Origin of the sequence: Nonomuraea sp. NPDC050022 (assembly GCF_044460705.1) — a bacterium.
Lineage (GTDB): Bacteria > Actinomycetota > Actinomycetes > Streptosporangiales > Streptosporangiaceae > Nonomuraea.
In genome coordinates, this window is sequence record NZ_JBITKE010000003.1 from 173,882 (window position 1) to 200,085 (window position 26,204).

The 26,204-nt window shown below is 70.7% G+C and carries 15 protein-coding genes and 1 pseudogene; 9 read left to right on the forward strand and 7 right to left on the reverse strand.

Annotated features, from left to right (window positions below):
• The first annotated feature begins 43 nt into the window (after nt 1-43).
• The 6 genes from ACIBO2_RS12270 to ACIBO2_RS12295 all read left to right on the forward strand — a co-directional run bounded on the left by ACIBO2_RS12270 (nt 44) and on the right by ACIBO2_RS12295 (nt 5,670).
• Nucleotides 44-1,210 carry an acyl-CoA dehydrogenase family protein gene (locus tag ACIBO2_RS12270; RefSeq protein ID WP_397296839.1) on the forward strand — a complete coding sequence of 389 codons (1,167 nt, stop codon included), beginning with the start codon at nt 44-46 and terminating at the stop codon, nt 1,208-1,210.
• A 235-nt stretch (nt 1,211-1,445) separates the two neighbouring features.
• Entirely contained in the window at nt 1,446-2,636 is a 1,191-nt protein-coding gene (locus ACIBO2_RS12275; protein WP_397296842.1) for an ROK family protein, read from the forward strand.
• A 100-nt stretch (nt 2,637-2,736) separates the two neighbouring features.
• Nucleotides 2,737-2,898, forward strand: coding sequence for a lasso RiPP family leader peptide-containing protein (locus ACIBO2_RS12280; RefSeq protein WP_397296845.1), 162 nt, complete (start codon nt 2,737-2,739; stop codon nt 2,896-2,898).
• A gap of 88 nt (nt 2,899-2,986) precedes the next feature.
• Nucleotides 2,987-4,630, forward strand: coding sequence for an asparagine synthase-related protein (locus ACIBO2_RS12285; RefSeq protein ID WP_397296848.1), 1,644 nt, complete (start codon nt 2,987-2,989; stop codon nt 4,628-4,630).
• Nucleotides 4,624-5,340 carry a lasso peptide biosynthesis B2 protein gene (locus ACIBO2_RS12290; RefSeq protein ID WP_397296850.1) on the forward strand — a complete coding sequence of 239 codons (717 nt, stop codon included), beginning with the start codon at nt 4,624-4,626 and terminating at the stop codon, nt 5,338-5,340. Before ACIBO2_RS12285 ends, ACIBO2_RS12290 begins: the two co-directional genes overlap by 7 nt.
• Nucleotides 5,341-5,520: 180 nt before the next feature.
• Nucleotides 5,521-5,670 carry a hypothetical protein gene (locus tag ACIBO2_RS12295; protein WP_397296853.1) on the forward strand — a complete coding sequence of 50 codons (150 nt, stop codon included), beginning with the start codon at nt 5,521-5,523 and terminating at the stop codon, nt 5,668-5,670.
• Between the two features lie 196 nt (nt 5,671-5,866).
• Here the strand turns inward: ACIBO2_RS12295 and ACIBO2_RS12300 are convergent, their stop codons facing one another.
• From ACIBO2_RS12300 to ACIBO2_RS12315, 4 genes are all read right to left on the reverse strand, one after another.
• The gene (locus ACIBO2_RS12300; RefSeq protein ID WP_397296856.1) at nt 5,867-7,198 is read right to left on the reverse strand and encodes a M1 family metallopeptidase; all 1,332 of its coding nucleotides are present in this window, start codon (nt 7,196-7,198) and stop codon (nt 5,867-5,869) included.
• 134 nt (nt 7,199-7,332) lie between these two features.
• Nucleotides 7,333-16,830, reverse strand: a complete 9,498-nt coding sequence (locus tag ACIBO2_RS12305) for an amino acid adenylation domain-containing protein (RefSeq protein ID WP_397296859.1) — start codon at nt 16,828-16,830, stop codon at nt 7,333-7,335.
• The gene (locus ACIBO2_RS12310; protein ID WP_397296862.1) at nt 16,827-21,530 is read right to left on the reverse strand and encodes an amino acid adenylation domain-containing protein; all 4,704 of its coding nucleotides are present in this window, start codon (nt 21,528-21,530) and stop codon (nt 16,827-16,829) included. Before ACIBO2_RS12310 ends, ACIBO2_RS12305 begins: the two co-directional genes overlap by 4 nt.
• Before the next feature lie 126 nt (nt 21,531-21,656).
• The gene (locus tag ACIBO2_RS12315; protein ID WP_397296865.1) at nt 21,657-23,042 is read right to left on the reverse strand and encodes an NAD(P)/FAD-dependent oxidoreductase; all 1,386 of its coding nucleotides are present in this window, start codon (nt 23,040-23,042) and stop codon (nt 21,657-21,659) included.
• Nucleotides 23,043-23,150: 108 nt separating this feature from the next.
• On the opposite strand from ACIBO2_RS12315, the gene ACIBO2_RS12320 reads away from it, so the two are divergent.
• Together ACIBO2_RS12320 and ACIBO2_RS12325 are read left to right on the forward strand one after the other, a co-directional pair.
• Nucleotides 23,151-23,777: a TetR/AcrR family transcriptional regulator gene (locus tag ACIBO2_RS12320; RefSeq protein WP_358544712.1), complete on the forward strand. Its 627-nt coding sequence runs from the start codon at nt 23,151-23,153 to the stop codon at nt 23,775-23,777.
• 312 nt (nt 23,778-24,089) lie between these two features.
• Nucleotides 24,090-24,230 (forward strand): annotated as a pseudogene (locus tag ACIBO2_RS12325) (NAD(P)-binding protein); the annotation flags it as partial.
• A 29-nt stretch (nt 24,231-24,259) separates the two neighbouring features.
• Here the strand turns inward: ACIBO2_RS12325 and ACIBO2_RS12330 are convergent.
• A complete protein-coding gene (locus ACIBO2_RS12330; protein ID WP_397296869.1) occupies nt 24,260-24,400 on the reverse strand; it encodes a hypothetical protein in 141 nt (46 codons plus the stop codon).
• A 33-nt stretch (nt 24,401-24,433) separates the two neighbouring features.
• Complete coding sequence (locus tag ACIBO2_RS12335; protein ID WP_397296872.1) at nt 24,434-24,667, reverse strand: hypothetical protein; 234 nt, start codon at nt 24,665-24,667, stop codon at nt 24,434-24,436.
• 101 nt (nt 24,668-24,768) lie between these two features.
• Here ACIBO2_RS12335 and ACIBO2_RS12340 point away from each other — a divergent pair, with 101 nt between their 5' ends.
• The gene (locus tag ACIBO2_RS12340; protein WP_397296874.1) at nt 24,769-25,425 is read left to right on the forward strand and encodes an FAD-dependent oxidoreductase; all 657 of its coding nucleotides are present in this window, start codon (nt 24,769-24,771) and stop codon (nt 25,423-25,425) included.
• Between the two features lie 21 nt (nt 25,426-25,446).
• Here ACIBO2_RS12340 and ACIBO2_RS12345 read toward each other — a convergent pair whose 3' ends face one another.
• Nucleotides 25,447-26,091 (reverse strand): TetR/AcrR family transcriptional regulator, encoded by a 645-nt coding sequence (locus ACIBO2_RS12345; protein ID WP_397296877.1) that lies wholly within the window; start codon nt 26,089-26,091, stop codon nt 25,447-25,449.
• Nucleotides 26,092-26,204 lie beyond the last annotated feature (113 nt).

A 26,204-nucleotide genomic window follows, 5' to 3' on the forward strand; every position in this document is an offset into this window, starting at 1 on the left:
ACGGAGTAAGAGCGTCAACGATCACGAACAGGAGTACCTGGACATGAGCGACACGCTGCGCCTTCACACAGCCGGCCCCACCTTGCTGGAGCGAGCCCGTGACCTGCGCCCACTGATCGAGCGTGAGGCGACCGCCGCCGAGGCACAGGGCAGGCTCACCACACCCGTCGTGGATGCCCTGCATGAGGCGGGACTTTTCGGCATATGGGTGCCTACGCCGCTCGGCGGCGCCGAGTCGTCCCCCAGAGAACTGCTCGCCGTCTTCGAGGAACTGTCGTACGCCGACCCCTCGACCGGCTGGGTGGTCATGGCCACCACCCTGGAGAACGGTACGGCCGGCGCCTACCTGGGTGACGAGGCCGTCGCACGGATCTTCACGGGCCCGCGGATGCCGGTCATCGCGGGCCAGGGCACCCGGCCGGGCACCGCCGTACGCGAAGACGGCGGTTTCCGCCTCAGCGGCCAGTGGGGTTTCGCCTCGGGCATGCCGCACGCCCAGTACGCCCACAGCCTGGGCGCCGTCGAGGGCACCGACGAGGCCCGGATCTTCATCACCCCGATCGAAGACGTCAAGATGCTCGGCAACTGGGACGTCCTGGGCCTGCGCGCCACAGGCAGCATCGACTACTCCATCGACGGCGCCTTCGTACCGGAGTCGCAGACTCACATCTTCACGCACAACGAACCGCTGCGCGGCGGCGCGATCTTCCGGCTCGGCGTCCTCGACCAGGCGCTGATCTGTCATTCCGGCTGGGCGCTCGGCGTCGGCCGCCGGCTGCTCGACGAGCTGAGCCGACACGCCGGGGCGCGGGCCGGGCGGCCCGGCCAGATCGCCACCAGCGATGCCTTCCACGCCGACTTCGCTCGCGCCGAGGCGGCGTTCCGTGCGGCCAAGGCCCTGGTGCACGAGACCTGGGACGACATCGAACGCACCCTGGACTCGGGCCGGACCCTCGACGTACGCCAGGAGACCATGGTGCGGCTCGCGCTCAACCACATCACGTCGACGATCGCCGAGGTGGCCCGGTTCGTCTACGCGTCGGGCGGCACCTCGGCGCTGCGGGACGGGTTGATCCAGCGGCTGTTCAGGGACGTCCACGCCGGCACCCAGCACATCACCTCGGGCCCGCAGGTGCTTCAGGAGTGCGGCCGTGAACTGGCCGGCCTGGCTCCGGGCCAGTCCTGGATGCTCTTCGCCCTGGAGGCGTGAGGGGCATGGACGCCATGATCCACCCGTACCCGGGACTCAGGCCAGGCCGTCCCCTTGAGTGCCAGAACCTTCGGGGAGAAGCTTGCATCCAATAGCCCGTGGACATCACGCAGCACGGCGGCGGAGTTGAGGCGGCGCAGCAGCGCCGGATCCTGTTGCGACGCGCACGAGCCGCCCGGGTGGTGTATATGTCACATCGTAGGTCCGTACAGCGAACGGTGTTCCCGTGCCCAATATGCTCGATCTCCTCAAGCCGCCGCACGGTCCCAAGGAAGAAACGCAGCTGTCGATCGTCAAGGCGCTCATGGCGCGGTCGTATCTGAGAGCAGATCTGGCAAGGCCGACCGGTCGGGTGGCCAACACGATCAGCACTGCGATCGACGAGCTGCGCGGCCGCAGCATCATCGCGCCGGCGAAGCGTGGCAGCAGGGAGGACATCCGGCTCATGCCGCTCACCGGCGTCGCGGTCGGTGTCGAGCTGGGATACCAGCACATGGTGGTCGCCGCGCGCCTGGCGCACCAGTCCTTCGACGAGGCCGAGACCGAGTTCCTGGAGAACGGCGCGGCGCAGGGCCGGGAAAGCTGGCTGCCCGACCTGGTGAGCGCGATCCGCAAGGTGGTCATCAAGGTCGGCGGCGGGCCCAACGAGCTGGCCACCATCGGCATGGGCATCCCGAGGGTGGTCGATCCGCAGCAGCAGACCCTCGTGCCGCCGGTGCTGCCACCCTGGCAGGAGGGCGAGAATCCCGCCGCGGCGCTGACGAAGCAGCTGGCCCGGGCCAAGGACATGAGCGTGCCGGCCAACCTGCGCGTACGGCTGGACAACGACGCCAATCTCGGCGCGTACGCCGAACACGTCTACACCCACCCGCACCAGGAGACACTGATCTACATCAAGGCGTCCACCGGGGTGGGCGCGGGGATCATCATCGGCGGAAAGCTCTTCCGCGGAGCCAAGGGGTGCGCGGGGGAGATCGGCCACACCATGGTCCAGCCGGACGGCCGCTTCTGCCTGTGCGGCGGGCGCGGCTGCCTGGAGACGTTAGTGGGCGCGGACGCGATGCTGCGTGACGCCCAGGCCATGCTGGGGGACAAGATCTTCACCAGGCCTTTCAGCGTCAACCAGCTCATCGATCAGGCGGAGGCCGGAAATCCGATCTGCCGGCGCATCGTGCGCGACGCCGCGACTCTGCTGGGCCAGAGCATCGGCAACGTGTGCAACCTGCTCAACCCAAACGTGATCGTCCTCGGCGGGGTTTTCGGCCGGGCGGGGGACCTCGCCATCAAGGCGTGCAACGAAGGGATCAGCAGGACCGCCATGGCCGCCGCCCAGGCGGAGAGGCCGTTGGTCGTCGCCACCGAGTCGCCCCGCGCGACCGCGCACGGCGCGCTTCTGCTGGGAATCGACGGCGAGGGCCGAGCATGAATTGTGGCTTTCGGGACCTCGTCGACCCGATAATTTCCTCAAATTGAGCAAAAGCCTCACAGCTTTCTCATATACGGCGGCGGTACTATCATTAGCTTCAATGCCGCCAGCGCGATTGGATGGGACCATGCCCGACGCCGACGAGCCGGAATCCCCATATATCCCGCCCGCGGTCCTCGATTTCGGCAGCGTACGAGAGCTCACCAAGGGAAGCTCGGGCAATGGCTCAGCGGACGCCAACTCCCAGTATTACTGGGCCTGAGTTACCGGCACTCGTCCCCGGCCTGATCGCCACGCTTGCCGAGGGCGAGGCGGCTCTTCGCCCCTACGGCGCCTGGCACGCTTCCGAGGTGACCGAGATCGATCGGCTCCTGGTCGTCGGTCACTGCCTCGCCGACCGGCGCTCGATCGCGGCCGCGCTCGAGCGTGACGATCTCGGTGCGCTCACGCGCCTGCCCGGGTCGTACGCATGGGTGCTGGCCAGGCAGGGCGAGCTCGTCGCGTACACCGATCTCGCCGGCCAGTTTCCCCTGTACCTCTCGCGGCTCGGCGGGCGGACCGCGCTCGCCTCGCACCCCGGAGTCCTGTCCGACCTGCACAAGAGGTCCGTCGATTCGGTCACCCTCGCGGTCGCGATCGCCTGCCCGAGCGTGTTGCCGCTGTGGGAGCATCGCTCGCCGTACCAGGGCGTGAGCCGCCTTCCCGGCGGCCGCCTGATCCACGTGGGACAGAGCACGATCCGGTACGGCACGGCCGGCCCGGCACCCGATCTCCGCGCCGCGCTGACCGAGGCCGTGGCGACCAGATGTTCCGCGGCGCCGATCTCCGCGGACTTCAGTGGCGGGCTCGACTCCACCTCGCTGGCTTTCCTCGCCGCCCGGCACACCCAGGTCAAGGGGATCGTCTACCACCACCCGGACCTCCCGACCACCGACCTGGCCCACGCGAGCAGCCTGGCCGGACACGGCATGGACCTGACCGCCGTGACAGGAGACCAGAGCACCCTTCCCTATGCCGAGCTGACCTACCCGCTCGGCGGCGAACCCGTTCGCGGCAATCTCGCCTGGCGGCGCTCCCTGCTACGCCTCGCGGAGGCGGCGCCCATGCATGTCACCGGGGAAGGCGGAGACGCTCTCTTCGGTGCCGCCCCGTCCTACCTCGCGGAACTCACGCGTCCGGGGGAGCTGCGCAAGCTGGCCAGGCACTGCGCCCATAACGCGGCTCTCAAGCATGCCTCGCCGCTCGGCCTCGCCACCCGTGCCTGGCGGGTCTCGCGTACGAGCCCGCGCCAGGCTCTGATCCGGCTCGCACGCCGCGTCCTGGATCCAGATGCCGGGAGCCCGACCTCGCATGGTGCCGGGAGGCCGAGTCGGCCGGGTATCGGGAGTCTGACCTGGCTCGATGCCGTCGCCTGGTGGCCGGTCGACGGCACGGTCCTGGGCTGGCTGACCCGGGCGATGCGGGCCGAACTCGCCATCCGCCTGGCCGACCCCGCACTGGCCGAGCGGGTAGATCCGGACCTGGGGCCGGCTCACGTGGCGACCAGGGCCGAGCTGAGGCAGTCGGCTGACGCCCAACGCCAGCTACGTGAGCTCGGGGCTGTGCTGACCGGGACCCGGGTCCACGCGCCCTTCCTCGACGACGCCGTGGTCCGCGCCTGCCTCGCCGTGCCGGCCCACAGGCGCGTGGGTCCTACCGTCGGCAAGCCTCTGCTCGCCCGTGCGCTGCGCGACCTCGTGCCCGAGCGCGTGTTCGCGCGCCGGACCAAGGGCGACTACAGCGCCGAGGAGTACCACGGCGCCCGCGCCTCGGCGGAGCGGCTTCACCGGCTCATCGACGACTCCCGGCTCGCGGCACTCGGCGCCGTCGAGCCCGGGCCCGTGCGTGCCTGCCTCGACCGGCTGCTCGCCGGAGCGCCTGCGCCGCTGGGCGCGATGGCCCAGCTCGTGGCGACCGAATGCTGGCTGCGAGGCTCCCGGCCGGGCCCATGCTGAAGGTCAGGATTCCCCGCCACGTCCATTACCGGGCCTACGAACACGGCGGAGTCGTCCTCATCAACACCGCCACGGGCCACTGGCACGCACTCAACCCGACCGCTGGCAGGCTCTGGGCGAGCTGGGCCCAGGGAGCGGACTTTGAGCGCAGCGTGGCGGAGATCTCCGCCCGGCATCCGGGCGTGGCCCCGGAGCAAATCCATGAGGACGCCGTCAACCTCCTCCACGACCTGCTGCGACGTGGTCTCGTGGGAACCGGGGCGCGCGGAAGCACCCGCCCCCGGTCCGCCCCTTCGCGCGAGGCCGCGGACGCGATGACGTCCCTCGATCACGATCTCCGGCCAGGTTGGGGTGCGGCGCTGCTTGCCTGGTGCTGCCTCGTGCTGGCCGTGCTCCTGCTCGTGCTCCCGTTCCGTGTCACGGCCGCCGTGGTCGGCTGGATCCGCAGAGTGGCCAGGAGACGTGACATGAGCACCGCGTGGGCCGAGGCCGCCGCGCATGCCGTACGGCGTGCCGCCCGGCGCTATCCGGGACGCGCCGCCTGCCTGGAGACCTCGCTGGCCACCGTGCTGTTCGCGGCGGCCTCGTTGCGGCATCTCGACTGGTGTCTGGGCGCGGCCACCGACCCCTATCGCTTCCACGCCTGGGTCGAACTCGGCGGAGACCCCATCGCCGCCGACTCCGCCTACCTCCAGGTGCTCACAATCTGACGCAAATTGCGACCGTGCATGGTCGGGGAAACTCGCCCGAAATATCAATTTGCGAAAAAGCCGTGCGGCCGGTCATTTATTGCGGAAATCGGGTGGCGTACCTCTAAAACTGCGTTTTTCGAATTCGTGGCCATTGCCGACCGCGTGGATTAGCGTCGAAGCATAGGAAAGGAGGACACCATGTCCCACTCCCGCATCAAGCTCAAGCTCCAGTTCGAGGGAAAGAGGCGGTCCAATCAGATGTTCCGGGTGATCATCGCTCTCGCATTCATCGCGATCATCGTCGTCGCCGCCGGCGACCTCAGCCTGATCAAGCTGGTCTTCCCTTGACGAAGCCGAGGCCGGCCACCTGCCGATCGAGGTCGGCACCCTCAGCCAGGAACAGGCCCGCACCGCAGGCAACACCGCCGACCGCATCTACAGCGCCGACGGAGCCTGGAACGACCCGCGACTGGACGCTCGAAGATTTCACCTTCCCCTGGCAGCGCTCGTTCGAGATCGACTTCACGCTGACCCGGCAGGACTCCTAGATGCGGTGCGTGGTCCAGAACGACGACAGGTTGATCGTCGTCGCGGCCTGGGCGGCGGCCTTGAAGTCGGCCACCGTGGAGATGCCGTACCAGTGTGAAGCGGCGTAGTCGTGCAGGAGCGTCTGCATAGCCGTGGTGCCGATCAGGCGGCGCAGGTCGTGCAGGGCGCACTTGCCGTAGGTGTAGACGACCGTGCCGTAGCGGCTGGAGTGGGCGTCCCAGTAGGCCATCGAGTTGCTGATCTTCTCGGCCGACGACTGCCAGGAGACGCTGTTCCAGCAGTTGGTGCCGCTGATGCCCTGGTACAGGTCCGTGGCGTAGTCGGCGAAGGACTCGTCCAGCCACGGGGTGTTGTACTCGTCGTCGCCGACGATGCCGTACCACCACTGGTGGGCCAGCTCATGGGCGAGCGCGGTGGAGCTGACCAGATCGAGCACGAACCCCGGATACTCCATGCCGCCGAACCAGAAGTTGTTGTCCAGGACGACGTCCACCTCGCCGTAGGGGTAGGCGCCGAAGCGGCCGGCGTGGGCGACGAGCGAGTTCTTGGCGGTGTTCATCATCGAGGTGGCGCTGGCGGCGCTGATGCCGCTGACGCGGTAGACGTTCACGGTGACGCCCGTGGTGGTCGTGCCGGTGGTCTTGGTGAACGCGCCGGCCCCCCAGGCGAACTCGCGGACGTGGCTCGCGGTCGCGGTGGTGATCGTCCGGCCGGAGCTGCCGGGGGTGTCCACGGAGGTGCCGGTCGCGGGGACGAGCAGCGAGCTGGGGTGGTCCAGGGTGACCCGGTAGTCGCTGGCGAGCTGGTAGAAGGACTCGCCGTTGTTGGTGTAGGGGTCCAGGTGCCACCCGGCGCCGTCGCGTACGGCCAGGACGGGGAGGGCGTTGCCGATGAAGTTGTACGCGCCGTCGTGGCCGAACCGGTCGGCGCCGCTGGGCACGACGATGCTCAGGTCGAAGCCGACCGAGCCGTTCTGCCCCTGGGCCAGCGGCGCGGGGAGGGTGATCTTCAGCGCCGTGCAGGCGACGGTCAGCGAGCCGGCCGTACCGCCGGTGACGTTCGTGACCGTGATCGGGGTGGACGGGCAGCTGCCGTGGTAGTTGTCCCACAGGCGCAGGTAGACCTCGGTGAGGGGATCGGCCGACAGGTTCGTGAAGCTGACGCTCTCGTGGCCGGTCCAGGTGGTGCCCGAGGCGTTGCTGGTGAGGTTCACGGTGTAGGAGGCCGAGCCCGGCGTACGGGTCGCGTCGACCGCCCAGGCCGGAGCGGGGAGTCCGGCGGCTAACGCGATGGCGATCGTGCAGAATGTCAGCATTCTTCGGATCATGGGCTGGCTCCTTGTGTGACGCTCGGGCCCCCGATCTGCCGACGAAACGTAACTTCCTGCGTCAGGACCGTCAATATCCCGGACGGCAATATCCCGGACGGGAAGCGTGGTGCGTTTCCCGTCCGGGATAGAGCTCAGGCGACGAGCTGCTTGTCGGCCGCCCGCTGGATCAGGTCCTTGTCGGTGATGACCACCGCGTCGGGGATCGCGTCGGGCAGGTCGTCCTCCAGGAAGCGGACCGGCCGGTAGCGGTAGGCCGCCAGGCCGATCACCACGGTCACCGCGCCCGCGACGAGGGTGAGCAGGGCGATCCCCCTGCCCTGCGCGGCGCCGGCGATCGGGTCGAAGACCCGCTCGACCAGCGGCCCGGCCAGCAGGAACCCGACCGGGACCATGGCCCAGCTGAGCATCAGGTTCGTGGCGATGACCCGGCCCTGCAGGTCGAGCCCGACCTTCTGCTGCACGATGGCGAACCAGTGCGCGTTCAGCAGCGCGGTGAACAGCCCGATGAAGAACAGCCCGATCGCGGGCAGCACCGGATTGGGCGCGATCCCGATGACGGCGAAGGAGAGGCCCAGGGCCATGAAGCAGCCGAGGATGCCGTACGTGCGGCGGGCCAGGCCCCCGGTCACCGTCATGATCACGCTGCCCACCAGGAGCCCGATACCGGTCATCGAGAGGGCTATGCCCAGGCCGCGGGTGTCGGTGAGGCTGAGCAGCAGCGGCGTGGACAGGACCTCGACCATGGCGAAGGGGAAGTTCAGGAACGAGGTGAACAGGATGATCGCCAGGAGCCCGTGCCTGCGGGTGATGTAGCGCCAGCCGCCCGTCATCTCCTGCCAGAACGTCTCCTCCCGCTTCTTGAACAGCGTGTTGGGGAAGCGGACCGCCAGGGTCACGGTGACCGCGAAGGCGAAGGTGGACAGGTCGATCACGATGATGCCGTGCAGCCCGATGGCGGCCACGAGCGCGCCGCCCAGCAACGGCGCCAGTACGGTTCCCGCGGCCTGCCCCAGCTGGGCCAGGCCGCTGGCTTTGCCGTAATAGCGTTTGGGCACCAGCTGGGCCACGGCCGCCATGTAGGCGGGCTGGTGGAAGGCCGTCGACACCGCGCCGACGGCGACGATGAGGTAGACGTGCCAGAGCTGGAGCCCGCCCGTCCACAGCAGGGCGGCCAGCGAGGCGGAGGAGACCCCGGCCGCCGAGTCGGCGGTGATCATGACGAGCCGGCGGTTCCAGCGGTCCGCCACGGCTCCGGCGACCGGCGCCAGCACGACGGCGGGCAGCAGCGCCATGACCGAGACGATGGCGAACATCGAGATCGACCGCGTCTGCTGGTAGACCCACAGACCCAGGCCGAACGTGGTCAGCCCGGTGCCGATCAGCGACACCAGCTGGCCGAAGGCCACCAGGAAGAACGTCTTCAGGCTGGCCTGCTGGTAACGGGGCGGCAGCGGCGCCGGTGATCGGTCCCCGGCATCGAGGATCTCGGCCAGCTCGGGCGCCTGGTGCTTCTGGAAGTAGTGCCCGGCCTTGGGGATCACCACCAGCGACACCTCGTCGGAGAAGGACTCCCACTCGCGGAAGCGCTCCTCGTACAGCTCGGTGGCGCGGTCGCTCTCGCCGACCACGCAGACCAGCGGCGCGGCCAGCTTCTTGATGGGCGCCTGGTAGAGCTCGGTGTAGTAGTCCTCGCCCTCCTGGGTGTCGTGGAGGAAGACGCCCATGATGAAGTCGCGCTCGGCGGGGTCCAGCGCTTCGGTGAAGAAGCCCATGGCCCGCAGGAACTCCAGCGCCTGCCGCTTGGAGGTCCACCGCTCCATCGGGAAGACCTTGCGGAACCAGGCGAAGGTCTTGCCCGGCAGGCGGGGCGCGGGCAGGTGCCCGCCGATGACCACCTTCTCCAGGGCGACGCCTTCCTCCTCCAGCCGGCGCGCCAGCTCGACGGTGAGCGCGCCGCCCATGCAGTGGCCGTACAGGGCGAGGGGGCCGTCGACCTTCTCCTTGATCTCCTTGACGCAGCCCTCGACGAGCTCGTGGAAGGGCAGCACGGGCTCGCCGGGGTTGCCGGTCTCGTGGCCCGGCGGCTGCAGCGCGAGCATGGTGATGTGCTCGGGCAGCGCCGAGGCCAGCGGCTGATACGTGATCGCGCCGCCGCCCGCGAACGGCACGCAGACCAGGGTCAGCGCGGCCGCGGATCGTGGCGGCGTCAGTTCATGCAATAACCCGATATTTCGGGATGATCCGTCGAGTGTGGCGAATGTGCGGATGGTGGGGTTCTTGAAGAGGTCCAGCACGGTCGCCTGGATCCCCGAGTCCCGTACGGCGCGTACGGCCTTGAAGGAGTCGCCGCCCAGCGCGAAGAAGTCGTCGTCGATCCCGATCCCCTTCACGCCCAGGATCGCCGTCCAGAGCTCGACCAGCTTGACCTCGGCCGGGGTCCGCGGCGCCGCGCCCTCAGCGCGTGCCTGGGCGACCGGCTCGGGCAGCGCCTTGCGGTCCACCTTGCCGTTCGGGGTGAGCGGCAGCGCGTCCAGCAGCACGAACGCCGAGGGGATCATGTAGTCGGGCAGCTTGCGCCGGAGGTATTCGCGCCAGTCGTGCTCGCCGTCGGCGGCCAAGTAGGCGGCGATGCTCTTGTCATCGTCCGAGCCACGCACCACCACGGCCCCCTCGCGGACCGCGGGATGCGCCAGCAGCAGCGACTCGATCTCGCCCAGCTCGATCCGGTAGCCGCGCACCTTCACCTGGCCGTCTGCCCGGCCGAGGAACTCGATCGAGCCGTCGGCCCGGCGGCGGGCCTGGTCACCGGTCCGGTAGAGCCGGCGCCCGTCGCGCCAGGTGATGAAGCGTTCAGCGGTCAGTTCGGGCTGGCCGAGGTAGTCGCGGGCCAGGCCCGCCCCGCCGATGTAGAGCTCGCCGACCACACCGGTGGGCACCAGCTGCATCGCGGCGTCGAGCAGGTGGATCTGCGTGTTGGCGATCGGGTGGCCGATGGTGATCGGCCCGTCGGTGACCCGGGTGAGGGTGGACCAGATCGTGGTCTCGGTCGGGCCGTACATGTTCCACAGCTCGGCCACCCGGCCACGCAGGTCGGCGGCCAGGTCGGCGGGCAGCGCCTCGCCGCCGCACAGGGCCTTCAGGTCCGGCTTGCCCGCCCAGCCCGACGACAGCAGCAGCCGCCAGGTCGCCGGAGTGGCCTGCATGACCGTCGCGCCGTCCAGCAGGGCGGCCAGCCGCAGCGGATCGTAGGCCGCCTCGCGGCTCGCGATCAGCACATGGCCGCCGACCGTGAGCGGCAGGAACAGCTCCAGCACCGAGATGTCGAAGGCGGTCGTCGTGACGGCCAGGAGCGTGTCCTGGCCGGTCAGGCCGGGCTCGCGGCTCATGGAGGTGAGGAAGTTGACCACCGAGGAGTGCTGGACGCGCACGCCCTTGGGCCGTCCGGTGGAGCCGGAGGTGTACAGGACGTAGCAAGGGTTCTCCTGGGCGGCCAGGGCGGGCGGCCGTTCCGGGCTCTCGCCCGAGAAACCCTCATCTGTCAGGATGAGCTCCCCCTGGAAGCCGGTGTAGCGCCCGGCGAGCTCGCGCTCGGTGACCAGGACGCCGATGCCGGAGTGGTCCAGGATGTAGTCCTGACGGTCCTGCGGGTACATCGGGTCGAGCGGCACGTACGCGCCGCCCGCCTTCAGCACGCCGAGCAGAGTGACCAGCATCGTGGCCGAGCGCTCCATCGCGACACCCACCAGCGTCTCGGGCCCCACCCCCGCCGCGCGCAGCCGCCCGGCGACCTGGTTGGCCTGCCCGTCCAGCTCCCGGTACGTCAGTGAGGCGCCCTCGAAGCTGACGGCCACGGCGTCGGGCGTCCGGTCGGCCTGTGCCTCCACCAGCTCGTGGACGCACAGGTCGGGCACCTCGACGTCCTGGCTGTCCAGTTGCTCGGCCAGCTCCTCACCGGTGAGGAAGTCCAGCTCGGACAGCGTGGTCTCGGGCGCCGCGACGATCGCGGACAGCAGGGCCTCGTAGTGCCGGAGCAGCCGCTGGACGGTGCCGGGGTCGTAGAGCGCGGTGTTGTACTCCAGCCTGCACTCCAGCTCGTCGTCCTGCTCGTTGACGTAGAGCACCAGGTCCACCTGGGCGGTGCCGACCTCCACGGCCAGCTCCCCGACGGCCAGCCCGGCCATGTCCAGGTCGCTCTTGGGCAGGTTGAGCAGGTTGAACAGCACCTGGAAGAGCGGGTTGCGCGACAGGTCCCTGGGCGGGTTGAGCTCTTCCACCAGGCGTTCGAACGGCACGTCCTGATGGGCGTACGCGCCCAGCGCGTATTCGCGTACCTGCGCCAGGAGTTCGGTGTAGCGCAGGCCGCCGTCCATCTGGGCCCGCATGACCAGGGTGTTGATGAAGCAGCCCGCGATGCCTTCGAGCTCGGGGCGGGTGCGCCCGGCCACCGGTGAGCCGACGCAGATGTCCTCCTGGCCGCTGTAGCGGTACAGCAGTGTGTGGAGCGCGGTCAGCAGGGCCATGTAGAGCGTGGCGCCGCGTTCCTGGCTCAGCTTCCGCAGTCCTTGGGCCAGCTCGACGGGCAGCACGTGGGTGGCGACCGCCCCCTCGAAGGTCTGCATCGGCGGGCGTGGCCGGTCCGTGGGCAGGTCCAGGCTGTGCGGAATGCCGCGCAGCCGCTCCTTCCAGAAGCCGAGGTCGGCGACCTGCTCCCGCTGCCAGCGCGCGTAGTCGCGGTATCTGACCCGCGGTTCGGGCAGCGTCTCGCCGTTGTACAGCGCGACCAGCTCGCTCCTCAGCAAGGTGATCGACCAGCCGTCCACGACGATGTGGTGGAAGTTGAGCGACAGAACGTGGTGATCCGGGGCGAGCCGCAGCAGCCGGGCGCGGAACAGGGGCCCGTGCGCCAGGTCGAACGGCTCGGTCGCGGCCGCGCTCAGCGCCCGCTCGGCGTCGCCGCAGTCCTCGACCGGCAGCGGGGTCTCCCCCGCGGGCAGCACCACCGGCACCGGCTCGCCGTCCGGGGCGCGGAAGACGGTCCGCAGTGACTCGTGCCGCCGCACCAGCTCGCGCAGGGCTTCGTGCAGCCGCGCCACGTCCAGCTCGCCGCGCAGGTCCAGCGCCGTGGCCACGGCGTAGGCGGCCGAGCCGTGCACCTCGTCGATGAACCACATGCGCCGCTGGATGAACGAGACGGGCGCGGGCTCCTCGCCAACCGGGATCGCTTCACGGGAGGCCGCAGAGGCGACGAGCGCCCGCTGGCCGCCCAGCGTGGGGTGGTCGAAGACCGCCTCGATGGGCAGGCCGAGGCGGGAGGCGAGCTGGGTGGCCACGAGGGAGTCGCCGCCCAGGTCGAAGAAGTCGTCCTCCGGTCCGGTGGGCGCCAGGCCGAGCACGTCCCGCCAGACGGCGGCGACCACGTCGAGCTCCTGGACCGCCTCCGCCACCGGCGCGGCCGCGACCTCGAAGCGCCGGGTACGCGGCCCGATCCAGTAGCGGCGCCGCTCGAACGGATACGTGGGCAGCGGCACCCGCCTGCCCGATGGGCCGAACGCCGTCCAGTCGACGTCGGCGCCGTGCACCCACAGCCGCCCGACGGCCTCCAGCAGGGCGGTCCGCCCGCTCTCCGGCTCGGCGGAGGCGAGGGCGGGGGCGGGGGCGGGGGCGAGGGTGGCGACCGTCGCCTGGCCGCCCTGTCGGCGTACCAGGGTGGTCAGGGTACGGCCCGGCCCCGCCTCCACCACCGCGGCGTCGGCCGCCACGAGGGCGCGGGCACAGTCGGCGAACCGCACGGTCTCCCGCAGATGGCGCACCCAGTAGGCGGGGTCCTTGGTCTCGGCGCCGGAGGCCCAGCCGCCAGTGACGTTGGACAGGTACGGCAGCTCGGGCGTGCCCAGCTGCACCGAGGCGACCTCGGCGGCGAAGGCGTCGAGCACCGGGTCCAGCATGGCGGAGTGGAAGGCGTGGGAGGTGCGCAGCGTGCGGCAGGCGACATCCTGCCGTTCCAGCCGCCGCTTGACCTCCGCGATGGCCCCCTCCGGCCCGGCCAGGACGCACATTTCGGGGGTGTTGACCGCCGCCAGTGAGACATCCGCGCCGAGCAGGTCACCCACCTCGGACTCGGGCAGCGGCACGGCCAGCATCGAGCCAGGGGGCAGGCTCTGCACCAGGCGGCCGCGCGCGGCGACCAGGCGCAGGGCGTCCTCCAGGGTGAAGACCCCGGCCAGGCAGGCGGCGACGTACTCGCCGATGCTGTGCCCGGCCATCATCGCCGGGCGGACGCCGCGCTCGATCAGCGCGCGGGCGAAGGCGTACTCCGTGACGAAGAGCGCGGGCTGGGTGAGCCAGGTCTGGTCGAGGTCGCCGGCCTCGCCGTACAGGACTTCGCGCAGGTCGAGGCCGAGGTACGGCTCAAGGATGCCGGAGCAGGCGTCGACGGTGGCGCGGAAGACGCTCTCCGATCGGTACAGGCCCGAGCCCATCCCCCGGCGTTGCGCGCCTTGGCCGGGGAAGACGAAGGCGACCTCGCGGGGGCGTGACTCGCCCGTGACGAGCTCGGCGTCCAGCGCCGACTCGTGGTCCTCGGCGACCAGGATGGCGCGGTGCCGCAGCTGACGGCGGCCGTGCCTGAGTGTGGCGGCGACGTCACCCAGATCCGTGTCCGGACGCGCGCGCAGGTGGGCGCGGAGTCGCGTGGCCGTCTCCCCCAGCGCCGAGTCACTGGCCGCCGACAGGATGAGCAGGTGCGGGCCGGTCGCCGACGGGGCGAGGGGCTCCAGCGGGGCGAGGGACTGTGCGGCGGGGAGCTGTGCGGGTGCGGGTGCTTCCTCCAGCACGACGTGGGCGTTGGTGCCGCCCATCCCGAAGGCGCTGACGCCCGCCCTGCGCGGCCCCGGCCCCTGCGGCCACTCCGCGCTGGCGGTGGGCACGTAGAACGGGCTGAAGTCGATGCGCGGGTTGGGCGTCGCGAAGTTGACCGTGGGCGGCAGCGTGCGGTGCTTGAGCGCCAGTACGGTCTTGATCAGCCCGGCCATCCCGGCGGCGGCGTCGGCGTGGCCGATGTTGGACTTGATCGAGCCCAGGGCGATCCGCCGATCGCCGGTGAAGACCTGGGAGAGCGCCGCGACCTCGATGGGATCGCCGAGCGCGGTGCCGGTTCCGTGCGCCTCGATGTAGCCGATCGTGCCGGGGTCGACGCCGGCCGAGGCGAGCGCCGCGGTGATGACCTCGGCCTGGCCGTCCACGGCCGGCGCGGTGTAGCCGACCTTCCTGGTGCCGTCGTTGTTGACCGCGGAGCCGCGTACGACGGCGTGGATGGTGTCGCCCGCGGCGATGGCGTCTTCCAGCCGCTTGAGCACGATGACGCCGACGCCGCTGGCGCCGATCGTGCCCCGGGCCTCGGCGTCGAAGGGCCGGCAGTGGCCGTCCGGCGACCCGATCCCGCCGCTCTGGTAGACGTAGCCGCGCCGGGTCCAGGCGTTGACCCGCACCGCCCCGGCCAGCGCGACGTCGCAGTCTCCCGCGATCAGGCTCTGCCTGGCCAGGTGGAGCGCGACCAGCGAGGTGGAGCAGGCGGTGTTGACGCTGATGCTCGGCCCGCGCAGGTCGAGCTTGTAGGAGGTGCGGGTGGGCAGGGAGTCCTTGTCGTTGCCGAGCATGACCTGGTAGTCGCCGACCGCTTTGAGCACGTCCGGCGCGGCCAGCAGGTTCTCGATGAGGTAGCTGCTCATCGCCGAGCCGGCGAAGACGCCGATCTGGCCCGGGTGGCGGGCGGGGTCGCAGCCCGCGTCCTCCAGCGCCTCCCAGGCGCTCTCCAGGAACAGCCGCTGCTGCGGGTCGAGGATCTCGGCCTCGCGCGGGGTGAACTCGAACAGCGTGGCGTCGAACAGGTCGATGCCGTCCAGCACCGTACCCGACCTGACGTAGGCGGGGTCCGAAAGCCGGTCGGGGTCCTCGCCGTCGGCGAGCAGTTCCTCGTCGGTGAAGTCCTGGACGGCTTCCACGCCGTCGCGGATCGCCGCCCATAACTCCTCGGGGCCGGTGGCGCCGGGGAAGCGGCAGGCCATGCCGACGATGGCGAGCGCGCCGTCGGCGGCGGGCGCGGTGGTCGAGACCGCCGCCGGGGCCGGGCCGTCGTCGCTCAGGTAGGCCGTCAGCGAGGCGATCGTCGGGTACCTGAACAGGTCGGTGACCGTCAGGCTGAACCGCTTGCGCAGCCGCTCGTGCACCTCTAGGACCAGCAGCGAATGGCCGCCCACCTCGAAGAAGTTGGTGTCGGGGCCGAAGGCGTCGGTGCCCAGCGCCTCGCGCCAGGCCCGGGTGACGAGCTGGGAGATCTCGCGGCGCGGCAGCTCCCTCGGCGTCTCGTCCCCGCTCATCGCCCCGGCCAGCACCTGCTGGAGGTCGGCGACCAGGCCGCGGATCGTGCCGGCGTGGTACAGGTCCGTGTTGTACTCCACGAGCCCGTCCAGCGTCTCGCGGACGCCCACGGTCAGGTCGAACTTGGCCGTGTGCTCGGGGATCTCGACGGAGGTGACCGTCAGGCCGGCCAGGTCCAGCGCCGCCGTGGCCTCGGGCAGCATGTTGAACATCGTCTGGAACACCGGGGTACGGTCCAGGCGGCGCTCCGGGTTGAGCTCCTCCACCAGCCGCTCGAACGGCATCCCCTGGTGGTCGTGGGCGTCGAGCACCGCCTCCTTGACCCGCTCGACCACTTCGGCGAACGACGGCTCGCCCGACAGGTCGGCGCGGATGGCCAGGGTGTTGGTGAAGAACCCGATCAGGCCCTCGTACTCGATCCGGTCCCGGTTGGCGATGGGCGTGCCCACCACCAGGTCCTGCCGGCCGGAGCGGCGCGAGAGCACCACCAGGTAGGCGGCGAACAGCACCATGTACGGCGTGGCGCCCAGGCCGCGGCAGTAGGCCGCGAACTCCTCGCGCGGAAGGTCGAGGGAGAAGGGCAGCTCGGCGCCCGCGTACGTCTGGACGGCGGGCCGCGGCAGGTCCGTCCGTAACTCGGTGAACGGCGGCGCGCCCGCCAGCCGCTCGCGCCAGTAGGCCAGATCCCCGCTGTAGTCCTTCTCCCGCTGCCAGATCGCGTAGTCGGGATACTGCTGGGACAGCGCCGGCGGCTCCTGGCCGTTGTAGAGCGCGCTCAGCTCCCGGCGGAGCACGTCCAGCGACCACGCGTCGGCGACGATGTGGTGCAGTAACAGGTGCAGGACATGCTGCTCCGCGCCCTCGCGCACCAGGTGGGCGCGGATGAGCGGGCCGGTGGTCAGGTCCATCGGCGTGCCGTCTTCGACGTCCGCCAGGTCGACCGTGAGCGAGTCGGCCACGATCTGGTACGGGCCGTCCTCGTCCATGGCGAACGTGGTGCGCAGGCTCTCGTGCCTGGCCACCAGGGCGTTCAGCGCCCGGTGCAGCGCTTCGCGATCGAGCGGGCCCTCGACGCGGAAGGCGAGCGGGATGAGATAGTGCGCGGCGCCCGGCGCCATCTTGTCCAGATACCAGGCGCGCAGCTGGGTGAAGGACATCGGCAGCCGGTCGGGCCTGGGCCGTTCGGTCTGTTGCCGCTGTTTCTTCTTGCGTAACGCTTCCAGGAGCTGGCGCTGCTGGGCTGACAGGCTCATTGATTACCTTCCATCGAGCGCAGCAGAGCCTCGGCCTCTTCGTCCGAATACGCGGCGACCATCAGATAGAGCTCCGCGGCCGCCTCCACGTCCGGCGACGTGAGCTGCGCCCCCAGCTCGGCGACGGTCGGGTGGGCGAAGAGCGTCCGCAGCGGCACCTGCACTTCCAGCGCCTCGCGCACCCGGGAGGCGATCTGGGTGGCGTTGAGCGAATTGCCGCCCAGATCGAACAGGTTGTCGTGCCGCCCGACGGGCCCGCCCAGCACCTCCTGCCAGATGGCCGCGATGGCCTGCTCCACCGGTGTGGCCGGAGCCGTGACGACCCGCGCGCTGCGGCCGGGCTCCGGCAGGGCCTGCCGGTCCACCTTGCCCGCGGGGCTCACCGGCAAGGAGTCGAGTGTGACGAATGTGCTCGGCACCATGTACTCGGGCAGCCGTTCGGCCAGGTAAGGGCGTAACTCGGGGCTGCCGTCGGCGACCACGTAGGCCACCAGGCCGCCGTCCCGGACCATGACGAACGCCTCGCGGACGGCGGGGTGCCCGGCCAGCACCGCGGCGATCTCGCCGGGCTCGACCCGGTAACCGCGGATCTTGACCTGGTCGTCCGCGCGCCCCAGGAACTCGATCTCGCCCGCCCCGTCGCGACGGGCCAGGTCCCCGGTCCGATAGAGCCGGCGCCCGTCCCGCCAGGTGATGAACCGTTCCTCGGTCAGCTCGGGCTGGTTGTAGTAGCCCCTGGCCAGGCAGGCGCCGCCGAGGTGCAGCTCGCCGGGGACGCCGTCGGGCGCCTCGTGGCCCAGGCGGTTCAGGATCGGCGTCTGGATGCCGGTGACCGGCCTGCCGATGGGCGGCAGCCGCGGCCAGCTCTCCGGCGGGCCGGTGAGCGTGTGGGCGATGTCGATGATCGCACCCTCGGTGGGGCCGTACTGGTTGTGCAGCGTCATCCACGGCCTGATGAACCGTTCTAGCTGCGGGGTGACCTGGAGCTGCTCGCCGGCGGTGATCACCTCGCGCAGCGTGGCGGGCGGCTCGATCCCGGCGCCGGCCAGCGACTGCAGCGCCACGAAGGGCAGGAAGATCCGCTCCACCCGGGTCCTGGCGATGTGGTCGAGCAGGGCGGCCGGGTCGCGCCGCACCTCGTCGCTGACCATGACCAGCGTCCCGCCGTACGCCCAGGTGCTGAAGATCTCCTGCACCGAGACGTCGAAGCCGAGCGCGGTGAACTGCAGGCTCCGGTACGTACCGCTGTGCCAGGCCATGAGGTTGGCGACCGGGCGGTGCGGCATCGCCACGCCTTTGGGCTGACCGGTCGAGCCCGAGGTGAACAGGATGTAGGCCAGGTCGTCGGGCGTGACGCCGCTGTCGGGCCGGTGTTCCGGCCGGCCGTCGAGGTCGGTGTCGACGTGGACGGGCCGCTCGTGCGGCAGTGCGCCGGCCAGGGCCTGGTGCGTCACCAGGACCGGGGTGTCGACCCGGCCGAGCACCTGGGTGAGGCGTCCCTCGGGGTAGGAGGGGTCGAGCGGTACGTACGCGCCGCCGGACTTCAGGATGCCGAGGATCGCCACGGGCAGGTCGAGCGAGCGCCGTACGTGCAGGGCGACCGGCACCTCCGGGCCCACTCCCAGCCCGCGCAGCAGGTGGGCCAGCTGGTTGGCCCGCCGGTCGAGCTCGTCATAGGTGAGGGCGGCGCCGTCGAACTCGACGGCGACCGCGTCGGGCGTCCTGTCCGTCTGCTGTTCGAAGAGCCGGTGCAGGCACTGGTCGGGACCGCGACCGGCGGGCTCGTGCTCCCGGGCGAGCAGCGTGGAGATCGGCGCGGCCGGGTCGGCCGCCACCTGCTCCAGGACGCGCAGGTAATGTCCCAGCAGACGCTCCGCGGTGGCGCGCTCGAACAGGTCGGCGGCGAACTCCAGGCTCATCTCGCGCCCTTCGGCGTAGAGCACCAGGTCGGCCTTGGCGCCGCCGTTCTCCACCTCCTCGAGCATCCGGAAGGTCACTCCGTCGCCCCGCTTGACCTCCGGCGGCTCCTGCATCGCGAACATCACGTCGAAGGGCGGCCGGCCGTCGGGGCAGAGCTCCCGGACGATGTCCTCAAGCGGCACGTCCGTGGGCGTGGCCAGGACCGTCGCCCGCACCTGTGCCAGCAGGCGCTCGAAGGAGGGGTCGTCCGACAGGCCGGTCCTGATCGGCAGCGTCTCCACGAAAAAGCCGATCACGGAGTGCGCGCCCGGCGCCTCCCTGCCGGAGAACGGCACGCCCGTCACGAGGTCGTCCTGGCCGCTGTAGCGGTACAGCAACGCCTGGAAGGCCGCGAACAGCACCATGAACGGGCTGGCCCCGGCGCTCCTGCCCAGCGACTCCACCTCGGCGAGCAGCCCGTCCGGCAGCGTGGCCCGGACCCGGCCACCGGGCCGCAGCGGCCCCGTCGATCCCGGGCGGTCGGCGGGCAGCCCCAGCCGCTCGGGCGCGGACTCCAGGACCTTCCGCCAGTACGGCAGGCCATCGAGGCCCTGCCTGCGCCCGTACGGCGCGATCGGCGCGGGCAGGCTCTCCCCCGTGTAGAGGCGGGCCAGCTCGTCCAGGAAGACCCCGGCCGACCAGCCGTCGAAGGCGATGTGGTGCACGGTCACCAGCAGCCGGTGCCGGTCGTCGGCGAGCCGGAGCAGCAGCGCCCGCAGCACGGGACCGTTGCGCAGGTCGAAGGGGTCGCGGGCGGCGTGCTGGGCCAGCGCGGTCGCGCCACGCGGGGTGGCGTCCATGACCTTCATCGTGATGAGCGCGTCGGCCGGCTCGACGACGATGGGCACCGGCTGGCTGTCGCGCTCTTCGTAACGGGTGCGCAGAGATGGATGCCGGCGCACGATCTCGTTGATCGCGTGCTGCAGGCGGCCGGTGTCGAGGGGGCCGTCCAGGGCGTACAGGATGGGCACGTTGTACTGCGCGCCGGACGCCACCTGGTCGATGTACCAGAGCCGGCGCTGCGCGGGCGTGAGCCCGCCTTCTGCGGCGGTCACCGACGTCATCCGCGGCAGGTCGTCGATCGCGCGGGCCAGCGCGGCGAGCGTGGGATGTTCGAAGAGCATCCGGGGCTCGACCCACTTGTTCAGCCTGCCGCAGGCGCGGGCGGCGATGCGCATCGCCAGCAGCGACTGGCCGCCCAGCGCCAGGAAGTCGTCGTCGGCGCCGATCGGCCCGGCGTCGAGGACGTCCTGCCAGAGCTCGGCGAGCAGCTGTTCGGTGGCGGTGCTGGGCGGCGTGATGGAGCGGGGCTCGCGGACCGGGTCGGGCAGCGCGGCGCGATCCACCTTGCCGTTATGGGTCAGTGGAAGCTCGTCCAGGAAGACCCAGGCGGTGGGGATCATGTAGTCGGGCAGGTACCTGCGCAGGTGGGCGCGTGCCTCCTGCTCGCTCGCCGTGCCCACGAGGTAGGCGACCAGTTCGTGGCCGCGGACGGCGGTGGTGGCGGCCCGGACCCCTTGGTGCCGGCCGAGCACGGTCTCGATCTCGCCGAGCTCCACCCGGTTGCCGCGGATCTTGACCTGGTCGTCCGCGCGGCCCAGGAACTCGATCCGGCCGACCTGATCACGGCGGGCCAAGTCGCCGGTGCGGTAAAGGAGTTGTCCGTCCTGGTCATGGACGAAGCGCTCGGCCGTGAGGTCGGGCCGGTCGAGGTAGCCCAGGCCGACGCAGACGCCGCCGAGGTAGATCTCGCCCTCCTCGACCGGCCGCATCGCCTCGTCCAGCAGGTGGACGGTGACGCCGGGCAGCGGCGAGCCGAGCGCGGGCGGGCGGGTCTGGCCGTCGGCGACCGGCACCTCGCCGGCGATCGCGTTGACGGCGCACTCCGCCGGGCCGTAGAGGTTGATCAGCCGGAAGGGCAGCTCGGGACTCGGATACGTGGTGAGCCGGTCGCCGCCGGTGCTCAGCGTCGCCAGCGTGGTCTCCTCCGGCCAGGACAGGCCGAGCAGCCCTTCAGCGATGGGCGTGGGCGCGTAGCAGGTGGTCAGCTCCTGATCCACGATCCAGTCGCGCAACGCGGGCAGGGAGAGCCTGGTCCGCTCGCTGGGGATGACCATCGTGGTGCCCGCGGTCAGGTACGTCCAGATCTCCCAGACCGACGGGTCGAAGTTGGGGCTGGTGAGCAGCGGGGCCCGGCCGCCGATCCCGAAGGTCTCGTGCGACCAGCTGATCAGGTTGGCCAGCGCGCGGTGCGGGACGAGCACGCCCTTGGGAGTCCCCGTGGAGCCGGAGGTGTGGATGACGTAGGCGAGGTCGCCGGGCTTGACGTCCGGCAGGGGTGACGCATCCGCCACGTCGGACGTGTCGATCACGGGGATACCGTCGGGGACCAGAGCTCTCCACTCCGGCGCCGTGACCACGGCCGCGGCTCCCGCCAGCATGGCGCGGATCCGCTCGGCGGGCGTGGCGGGGTCGATCGGCGCGAAGGCGAGGCCCGCCTTCATCGCACCCAGCTGGCCCGCGACCAGCCGGATCGACCGGCCCGCGAGCACGGCCACCCAGGGCTGCCCGGTCATCGTGAGACGAAGCAGTTGAGCGGCGACGCCGTTCGCGAGGCGATCTAACTCTCGGTAGGTGAGATGTTCTTGACCGGCCGAAACAGCGACCCTTTCTGGGGCCCTGGACAGCTGGTCCTGATAAAGCTGCAGAACAGATGCTAAGGGTGATGCATCTGACGTCATTGTCGCGCCTGCCGATTGTTGAGTTTTGCGAGTTTCTGGGCACGCCGCGGATCAGGATGACCTGGTCGCCAGATTCGTGTCAACCCTAATTGGATCATGCAGCTGAGGAGTGGTGGAGACCGGGGCTCACGGCCGGACGGCTGCCACCCCACCGGTCAGCAGCCGTCTGGCCTCCGCCCGGTGACCGGCGAGTTCGAGGAGGGTGTCCCCGACCGCCCGGACGATGGCGGGTCGTGCGCCGGCGCCGCTCCAGAGCGCGCGGGTGGTCGCCTTGAGCAGACCGGGCAGGGCGAGCGTCTCGCGCGGGTCGCGGATCCGGGAGTAGACGTCGAGGACGCGTCGGACGCCGTCCGGCCGCTCGGTCAGCGCGCGGAGCAGCTCGAACTGTACGTGCGCCAGGCCGTCACCGCGGCTGAGCAGGTTCGTCCAGTGGTAGGTGTCCACGCACTGCGCGTCGCGGGTGCGTTCCCACGCGCGGGTGGCTCGGTCGAGCGCGGCGGGGTCGTCCAGCACGGACGCGACACCCTCGCCCAGCAGCCGCCCGAACCGTACGGCATCGCGGATGCCCTGGGCCGTGACGGGATCCTTGAAGTGCCCCGCGTCGCCGGCCAGGACCCAGCCGGGGCCCGCCGAGCGGCGGAAGTACGACGGGTGTTCGGCGGAGCTGACGATCCTCGTGCTCCGGCGGCAACCCGCCAGGCGCGCGGCCAGCCCCGGGATGAGACCCACGGTCCGCTCGAACTCCGCCTCCAGGTCCCCCCGGAAATCCGCGACGCGCTCGACCGGCGGCATCAGCAGCACCAGCGACAACCCTCCGTCGCAGGGGAAGGCGTTGCCCAGCTCGCGGCCGGTCAGCCACATGGCGGCGGTGGAGCGCCATTCCGGGTGCGGGTCCTCGTAGTAGGCGTAGTAGCAGGCCCGGCCGTTGGCGTGGGCGATGCGCGGACGCTCGGCACCGACCAGCCGCGCGACGGTCGAGCGGCGACCGTCCGCGCCGACGACGAGATCGGCGCTGATCTCGTACTCCTGACCGCCTTCGTCGGACCCGCGAGCGCTCCGGTGGGACCCGCGCCCGCTCTGGTCGCGGACGCGCACGCCCATCGCGCGGCCGTCCCGCCAGATGATGCCGGTGACGCGATGTCCGTGCCTGATCTCCGCCCCGGCCTCGCGCGCGGTTTCGGCGAGGGCCGTGTCGAGGGGCGCGCGCCGTACGCACAGGCCGTAGTCGATCCCGTCGATCGGCGTGTAGGAGCCGTCGGCCGCGTGGCCGGGGCCGCCGATGAAGGCGCGCGAGAGTCGCGGCGCGCCGATCTTCTCGACCCGTTCGAGCGCGCCGATGCGGGCCAGCTCCGCGACACCCCCGGCGAAGAGCAGGTGGGTGGAGACCGTCGTGGCGGGGAACCGGACCGGATCCACCACGATCACCCGACGCCCCGCCCTGGCGAGGGCGGTGGCCACCGCCGAGCCCGCGCAGCGTGCCCCGGCGATGACGACGTCGGCCTGCTCGGCCATCGGGCCTCCTCGCGGACAGTCCGCTAACCGACTGGTGTGTCGGTTAATTGGACGGTAAGCGGCCCGAAGTCCGGAGTCAACGGCCGGCCGGACGGTAGTGTGCACGGCATGGCGAGCAAGGAGCTGAAGAAGCGCATGCCGGGCTCGGCCCGCCGAGCCCGCATCGTCGAGGCGGCTCTGGAGGTCTTCGCCACCCGGGGTTACCACGCCACGGCGATGGAGGAGATCGCCATCGCGGCAGGGGTGACACGGTCGGTCCTGTACGACCATTTCCCGTCCAAGCGGGTGCTGCTGATCACGGTGCTGCAGGAGCAGAACGCCCTGCTCGTCGAGCATGTCGGCGCCCGGATCACCGGCTCGGGCTCGCCCAACCGGCGGCTGCGGGCCACGCTGAACGCCTACTTCAGCTTCGCCGAGGCCAACTCCGCCGCGCGCCGCCTGCTGTTCGACCACACCGACGAGGACGACCCCGAGATCAAGGCCGTGCGCTGGGGCATCAGGGAGACCCGCACACGTTCGGTGGCCGTGATGCTCGGGCGTGACCTGCGCCGACTCGGCCTCGACCCCGAGACCGAGGCCGCCCAGGCGGTGGTGGAGTTGCTGATCTCGGGCACCGACGGCCTGGCCCAGTGGTGGGCGCGACACCCCTCGGTCTCACGGGACGAACTCGTGGACGCCGCCATGCTCGTGGTGTGGAACGGGCTGTCGCAACTCCCCGGCACCGACACTCACTGAGCCTTCACGATCCTGGCACCGGCACGTTCGCTGAGCCTTCGCGTGCCCCGGAAGTGACGCTCACGTTCACGTATTGACAGACGTGAGCCGCGCGTTCATCGTTCGCCTAACTCAACCAACAGGTGTGTCGGTTAGGCGGGAGGTTCCGTCGTGGGCCAGCAAGAGAACCGGAACAAGATCGGGCGCCGGAGCTTCGTCACGGGCGCGATGGCCGCGGCGACCGGCCCCCTGTGGGGCACCTCGGCGGCCAAGGCGGCGGCGCCGTCCCTGGTGCGCGCCGCGGGCAAGAGCGTGGCCGTCTTCGGCGCCGGCATGGGCGGGCTGAGCGCCGCGCACGAACTGGCCGAACGCGGATTCCAGGTCACCGTGTACGAGCGCAAGGCCCTGGGCGGCAAGTCCAGGAGCATCCCCGTCCCGGGCACCGGCACCGGAGGCAGGCAGGACCTGCCGGGCGAGCACGGCTTCCGGTTCTTCCCCGGCTTCTACCAGAACCTGCCCGACACCATGAGCCGCATCCCGTACGGCACCGGCAGCGGCACCGTACGCGACAACCTGGTCCCGGCGAGCCTGGAGGTGATCGCGTACAAGGGGAAGGAGTTACGCGTCCCGGTGCCGGGCAACATCGGCGGAGTCCTCACTCCCGACGCGATCAGGGACTACTTACGCAGCGCTCTCACGGCCGTGACGACGGTCCCGCCGCCGCAGGTCGAGTTCTTCGCCTCCAAGCTCGTCACCTTCGTCACCAGCGGCCCGCGCCGGCGGCTCGGCCAGTGGGAGAACATGGGCTTCGCCGACTTCATCAAGGCGAGCATCATGTCGCAGGAAGATCGGGATCTGCTGGTCAGGCTGTTCACCGCGTCCCTGGTCGCGGCCCAGCCGAACAAGGCCAACACCCGAACAATGGGCCTGATGTTCGAGGCGCTGGTCTACAGCGGGCTCGGCCTCGGCCCGTACGGTCCGCCCGACCGGGTGCTCGGCCGTCCGTCCAACGATGTCTGGCTCACCCCCTGGATCGGCTACCTCACCAGCCTCGGCGTGCAGTTCAAGGTCGGCTCAGGCACAGTTCTGGCGCGGCGACTTCGCGACGAGCTACGGGGACGGCACGGTCACCGACTGCCTGTCCCTCGACCTCTCGGACTGGAGCACTCCCGGCGTCCTGTTCGGCAAGACCGCCCGGCAGTGCACCCGGCCGGAGATCGTCCAGGAGGTCCTGGCCCAGGTCCGCGCGGCCCTGCCCGGTGGTGCGGCGCTGCTGCCCGACTCGATCGTACGGTCCTGGTTCGTGGATCCGGCGATCACCGGCGAGGCCACCTCGGCGGTGGCCAACGACGAGCCGCTGCTCATCAACACGCCCGCGTCCTGGACCAACCGCCCCAGCGCCACGACACAGATCCCCAACCTGTTCCTCGCCGCCGACTTCGTCCGCAACAGCATCAACCTCGCCACCATGGAGGGCGGCAACGAGGCCGGGCGCATGGCGGCCAACGGGATCCTCGACGCCGCCGGCTCCTCCGCGTCCCGGGCCCGGCTCTTCAGCCTCTATCTGCCACGCGAGTTCAAGCTGCTCTACGACACCGACGACGCACGCTACCTGCTCGGTCTGCCGAACCAGTTCGACCTGCTCAGCCCGTACTGGCCGGGACGATAGCGGTCATTTCCCCACTACTGCTCACCGCTGCTCACCGCCGTCGAGCCCGATGAGCCGGGCCAGGACGGCGACCTGGTCGGCGAAGTGCGCGATGAACTCCGGCGAGGTCGGATCGGTGCCGCAGACGCCTTCGATGACATGCGGCAGCGTGGTGGTCGCCATGGCGGCGGCCATCAGCATGACCAGCAGGCTCGCCGGGTCCACGTCAGCTGGAAGCCGTCCGGCAGCCTGTAGCGCGCGCAGCTCGTCTACGCTCTCGGCGAGCATTCTGGTGCGCGGCGCGTGGTCGGGGTCGTCGTCCGGACCGGTGTACTGCAGGCCGTTCCAGGCGAGCAGGCGGGTGCCCTCCGGGTTGTGCAACGCCTCCATCGCGTATCGGCGCAGTTGCTCGGGCAGCGGCGTGCCCGGTGGCGCCAGCTCGCGGCGCCGCTGCTGCCACTGCTGCGACACGGCCTCGTACAGGCCCTCTTTGCCGTCGAAGTAGTACGAGATCAGCTGCACGTTGACGCCCGCCCTGGCGGAGATCGCGCTGATCCGGGCGCCCGCGTAGCCGTGCGCGCCGAACTCCGCCGATGCCGCGTCCAGGATCCGCTTGCGGGTGCGTTCGGGATCACGCTGCCGCTCTTGCGGCTTGGGCGACCTACGAGGACTCGACGACGGAGACACACGCAGGACTATACATATGCCTGGCAATATCAAGCACTCCTATGACCTAATCAAATGAACGCTTGACAGAGTCCTTCGGACGTTTGACGATGGCGAGGACAGCCCTTGGACAG

Excerpts from the sequence above, each read along its gene's own strand:
- ACIBO2_RS12270 (WP_397296839.1), top strand. The coding sequence starts at position 44 with ATGAGCGACACGCTGCGCCTTCACACAGCCGGCCCCACCTTGCTGGAG.
- ACIBO2_RS12275 (WP_397296842.1), top strand. The coding sequence starts at position 1,446 with ATGCTCGATCTCCTCAAGCCGCCGCACGGTCCCAAGGAAGAAACGCAG.
- ACIBO2_RS12280 (WP_397296845.1), top strand. The coding sequence starts at position 2,737 with ATGCCGCCAGCGCGATTGGATGGGACCATGCCCGACGCCGACGAGCCG.
- ACIBO2_RS12290 (WP_397296850.1), top strand. The coding sequence starts at position 4,624 with ATGCTGAAGGTCAGGATTCCCCGCCACGTCCATTACCGGGCCTACGAA.
- ACIBO2_RS12295 (WP_397296853.1), top strand. The coding sequence starts at position 5,521 with ATGTCCCACTCCCGCATCAAGCTCAAGCTCCAGTTCGAGGGAAAGAGG.
- ACIBO2_RS12300 (WP_397296856.1), bottom strand. The coding sequence starts at position 7,198 with ATGATCCGAAGAATGCTGACATTCTGCACGATCGCCATCGCGTTAGCC.
- ACIBO2_RS12305 (WP_397296859.1), bottom strand. The coding sequence starts at position 16,830 with ATGAGCCTGTCAGCCCAGCAGCGCCAGCTCCTGGAAGCGTTACGCAAG.
- ACIBO2_RS12310 (WP_397296862.1), bottom strand. The coding sequence starts at position 21,530 with ATGACGTCAGATGCATCACCCTTAGCATCTGTTCTGCAGCTTTATCAG.
- ACIBO2_RS12315 (WP_397296865.1), bottom strand. The coding sequence starts at position 23,042 with ATGGCCGAGCAGGCCGACGTCGTCATCGCCGGGGCACGCTGCGCGGGC.
- ACIBO2_RS12320 (WP_358544712.1), top strand. The coding sequence starts at position 23,151 with ATGGCGAGCAAGGAGCTGAAGAAGCGCATGCCGGGCTCGGCCCGCCGA.
- ACIBO2_RS12330 (WP_397296869.1), bottom strand. The coding sequence starts at position 24,400 with ATGTTGCCCGGCACCGGGACGCGTAACTCCTTCCCCTTGTACGCGATC.
- ACIBO2_RS12340 (WP_397296874.1), top strand. The coding sequence starts at position 24,769 with ATGTCTGGCTCACCCCCTGGATCGGCTACCTCACCAGCCTCGGCGTGC.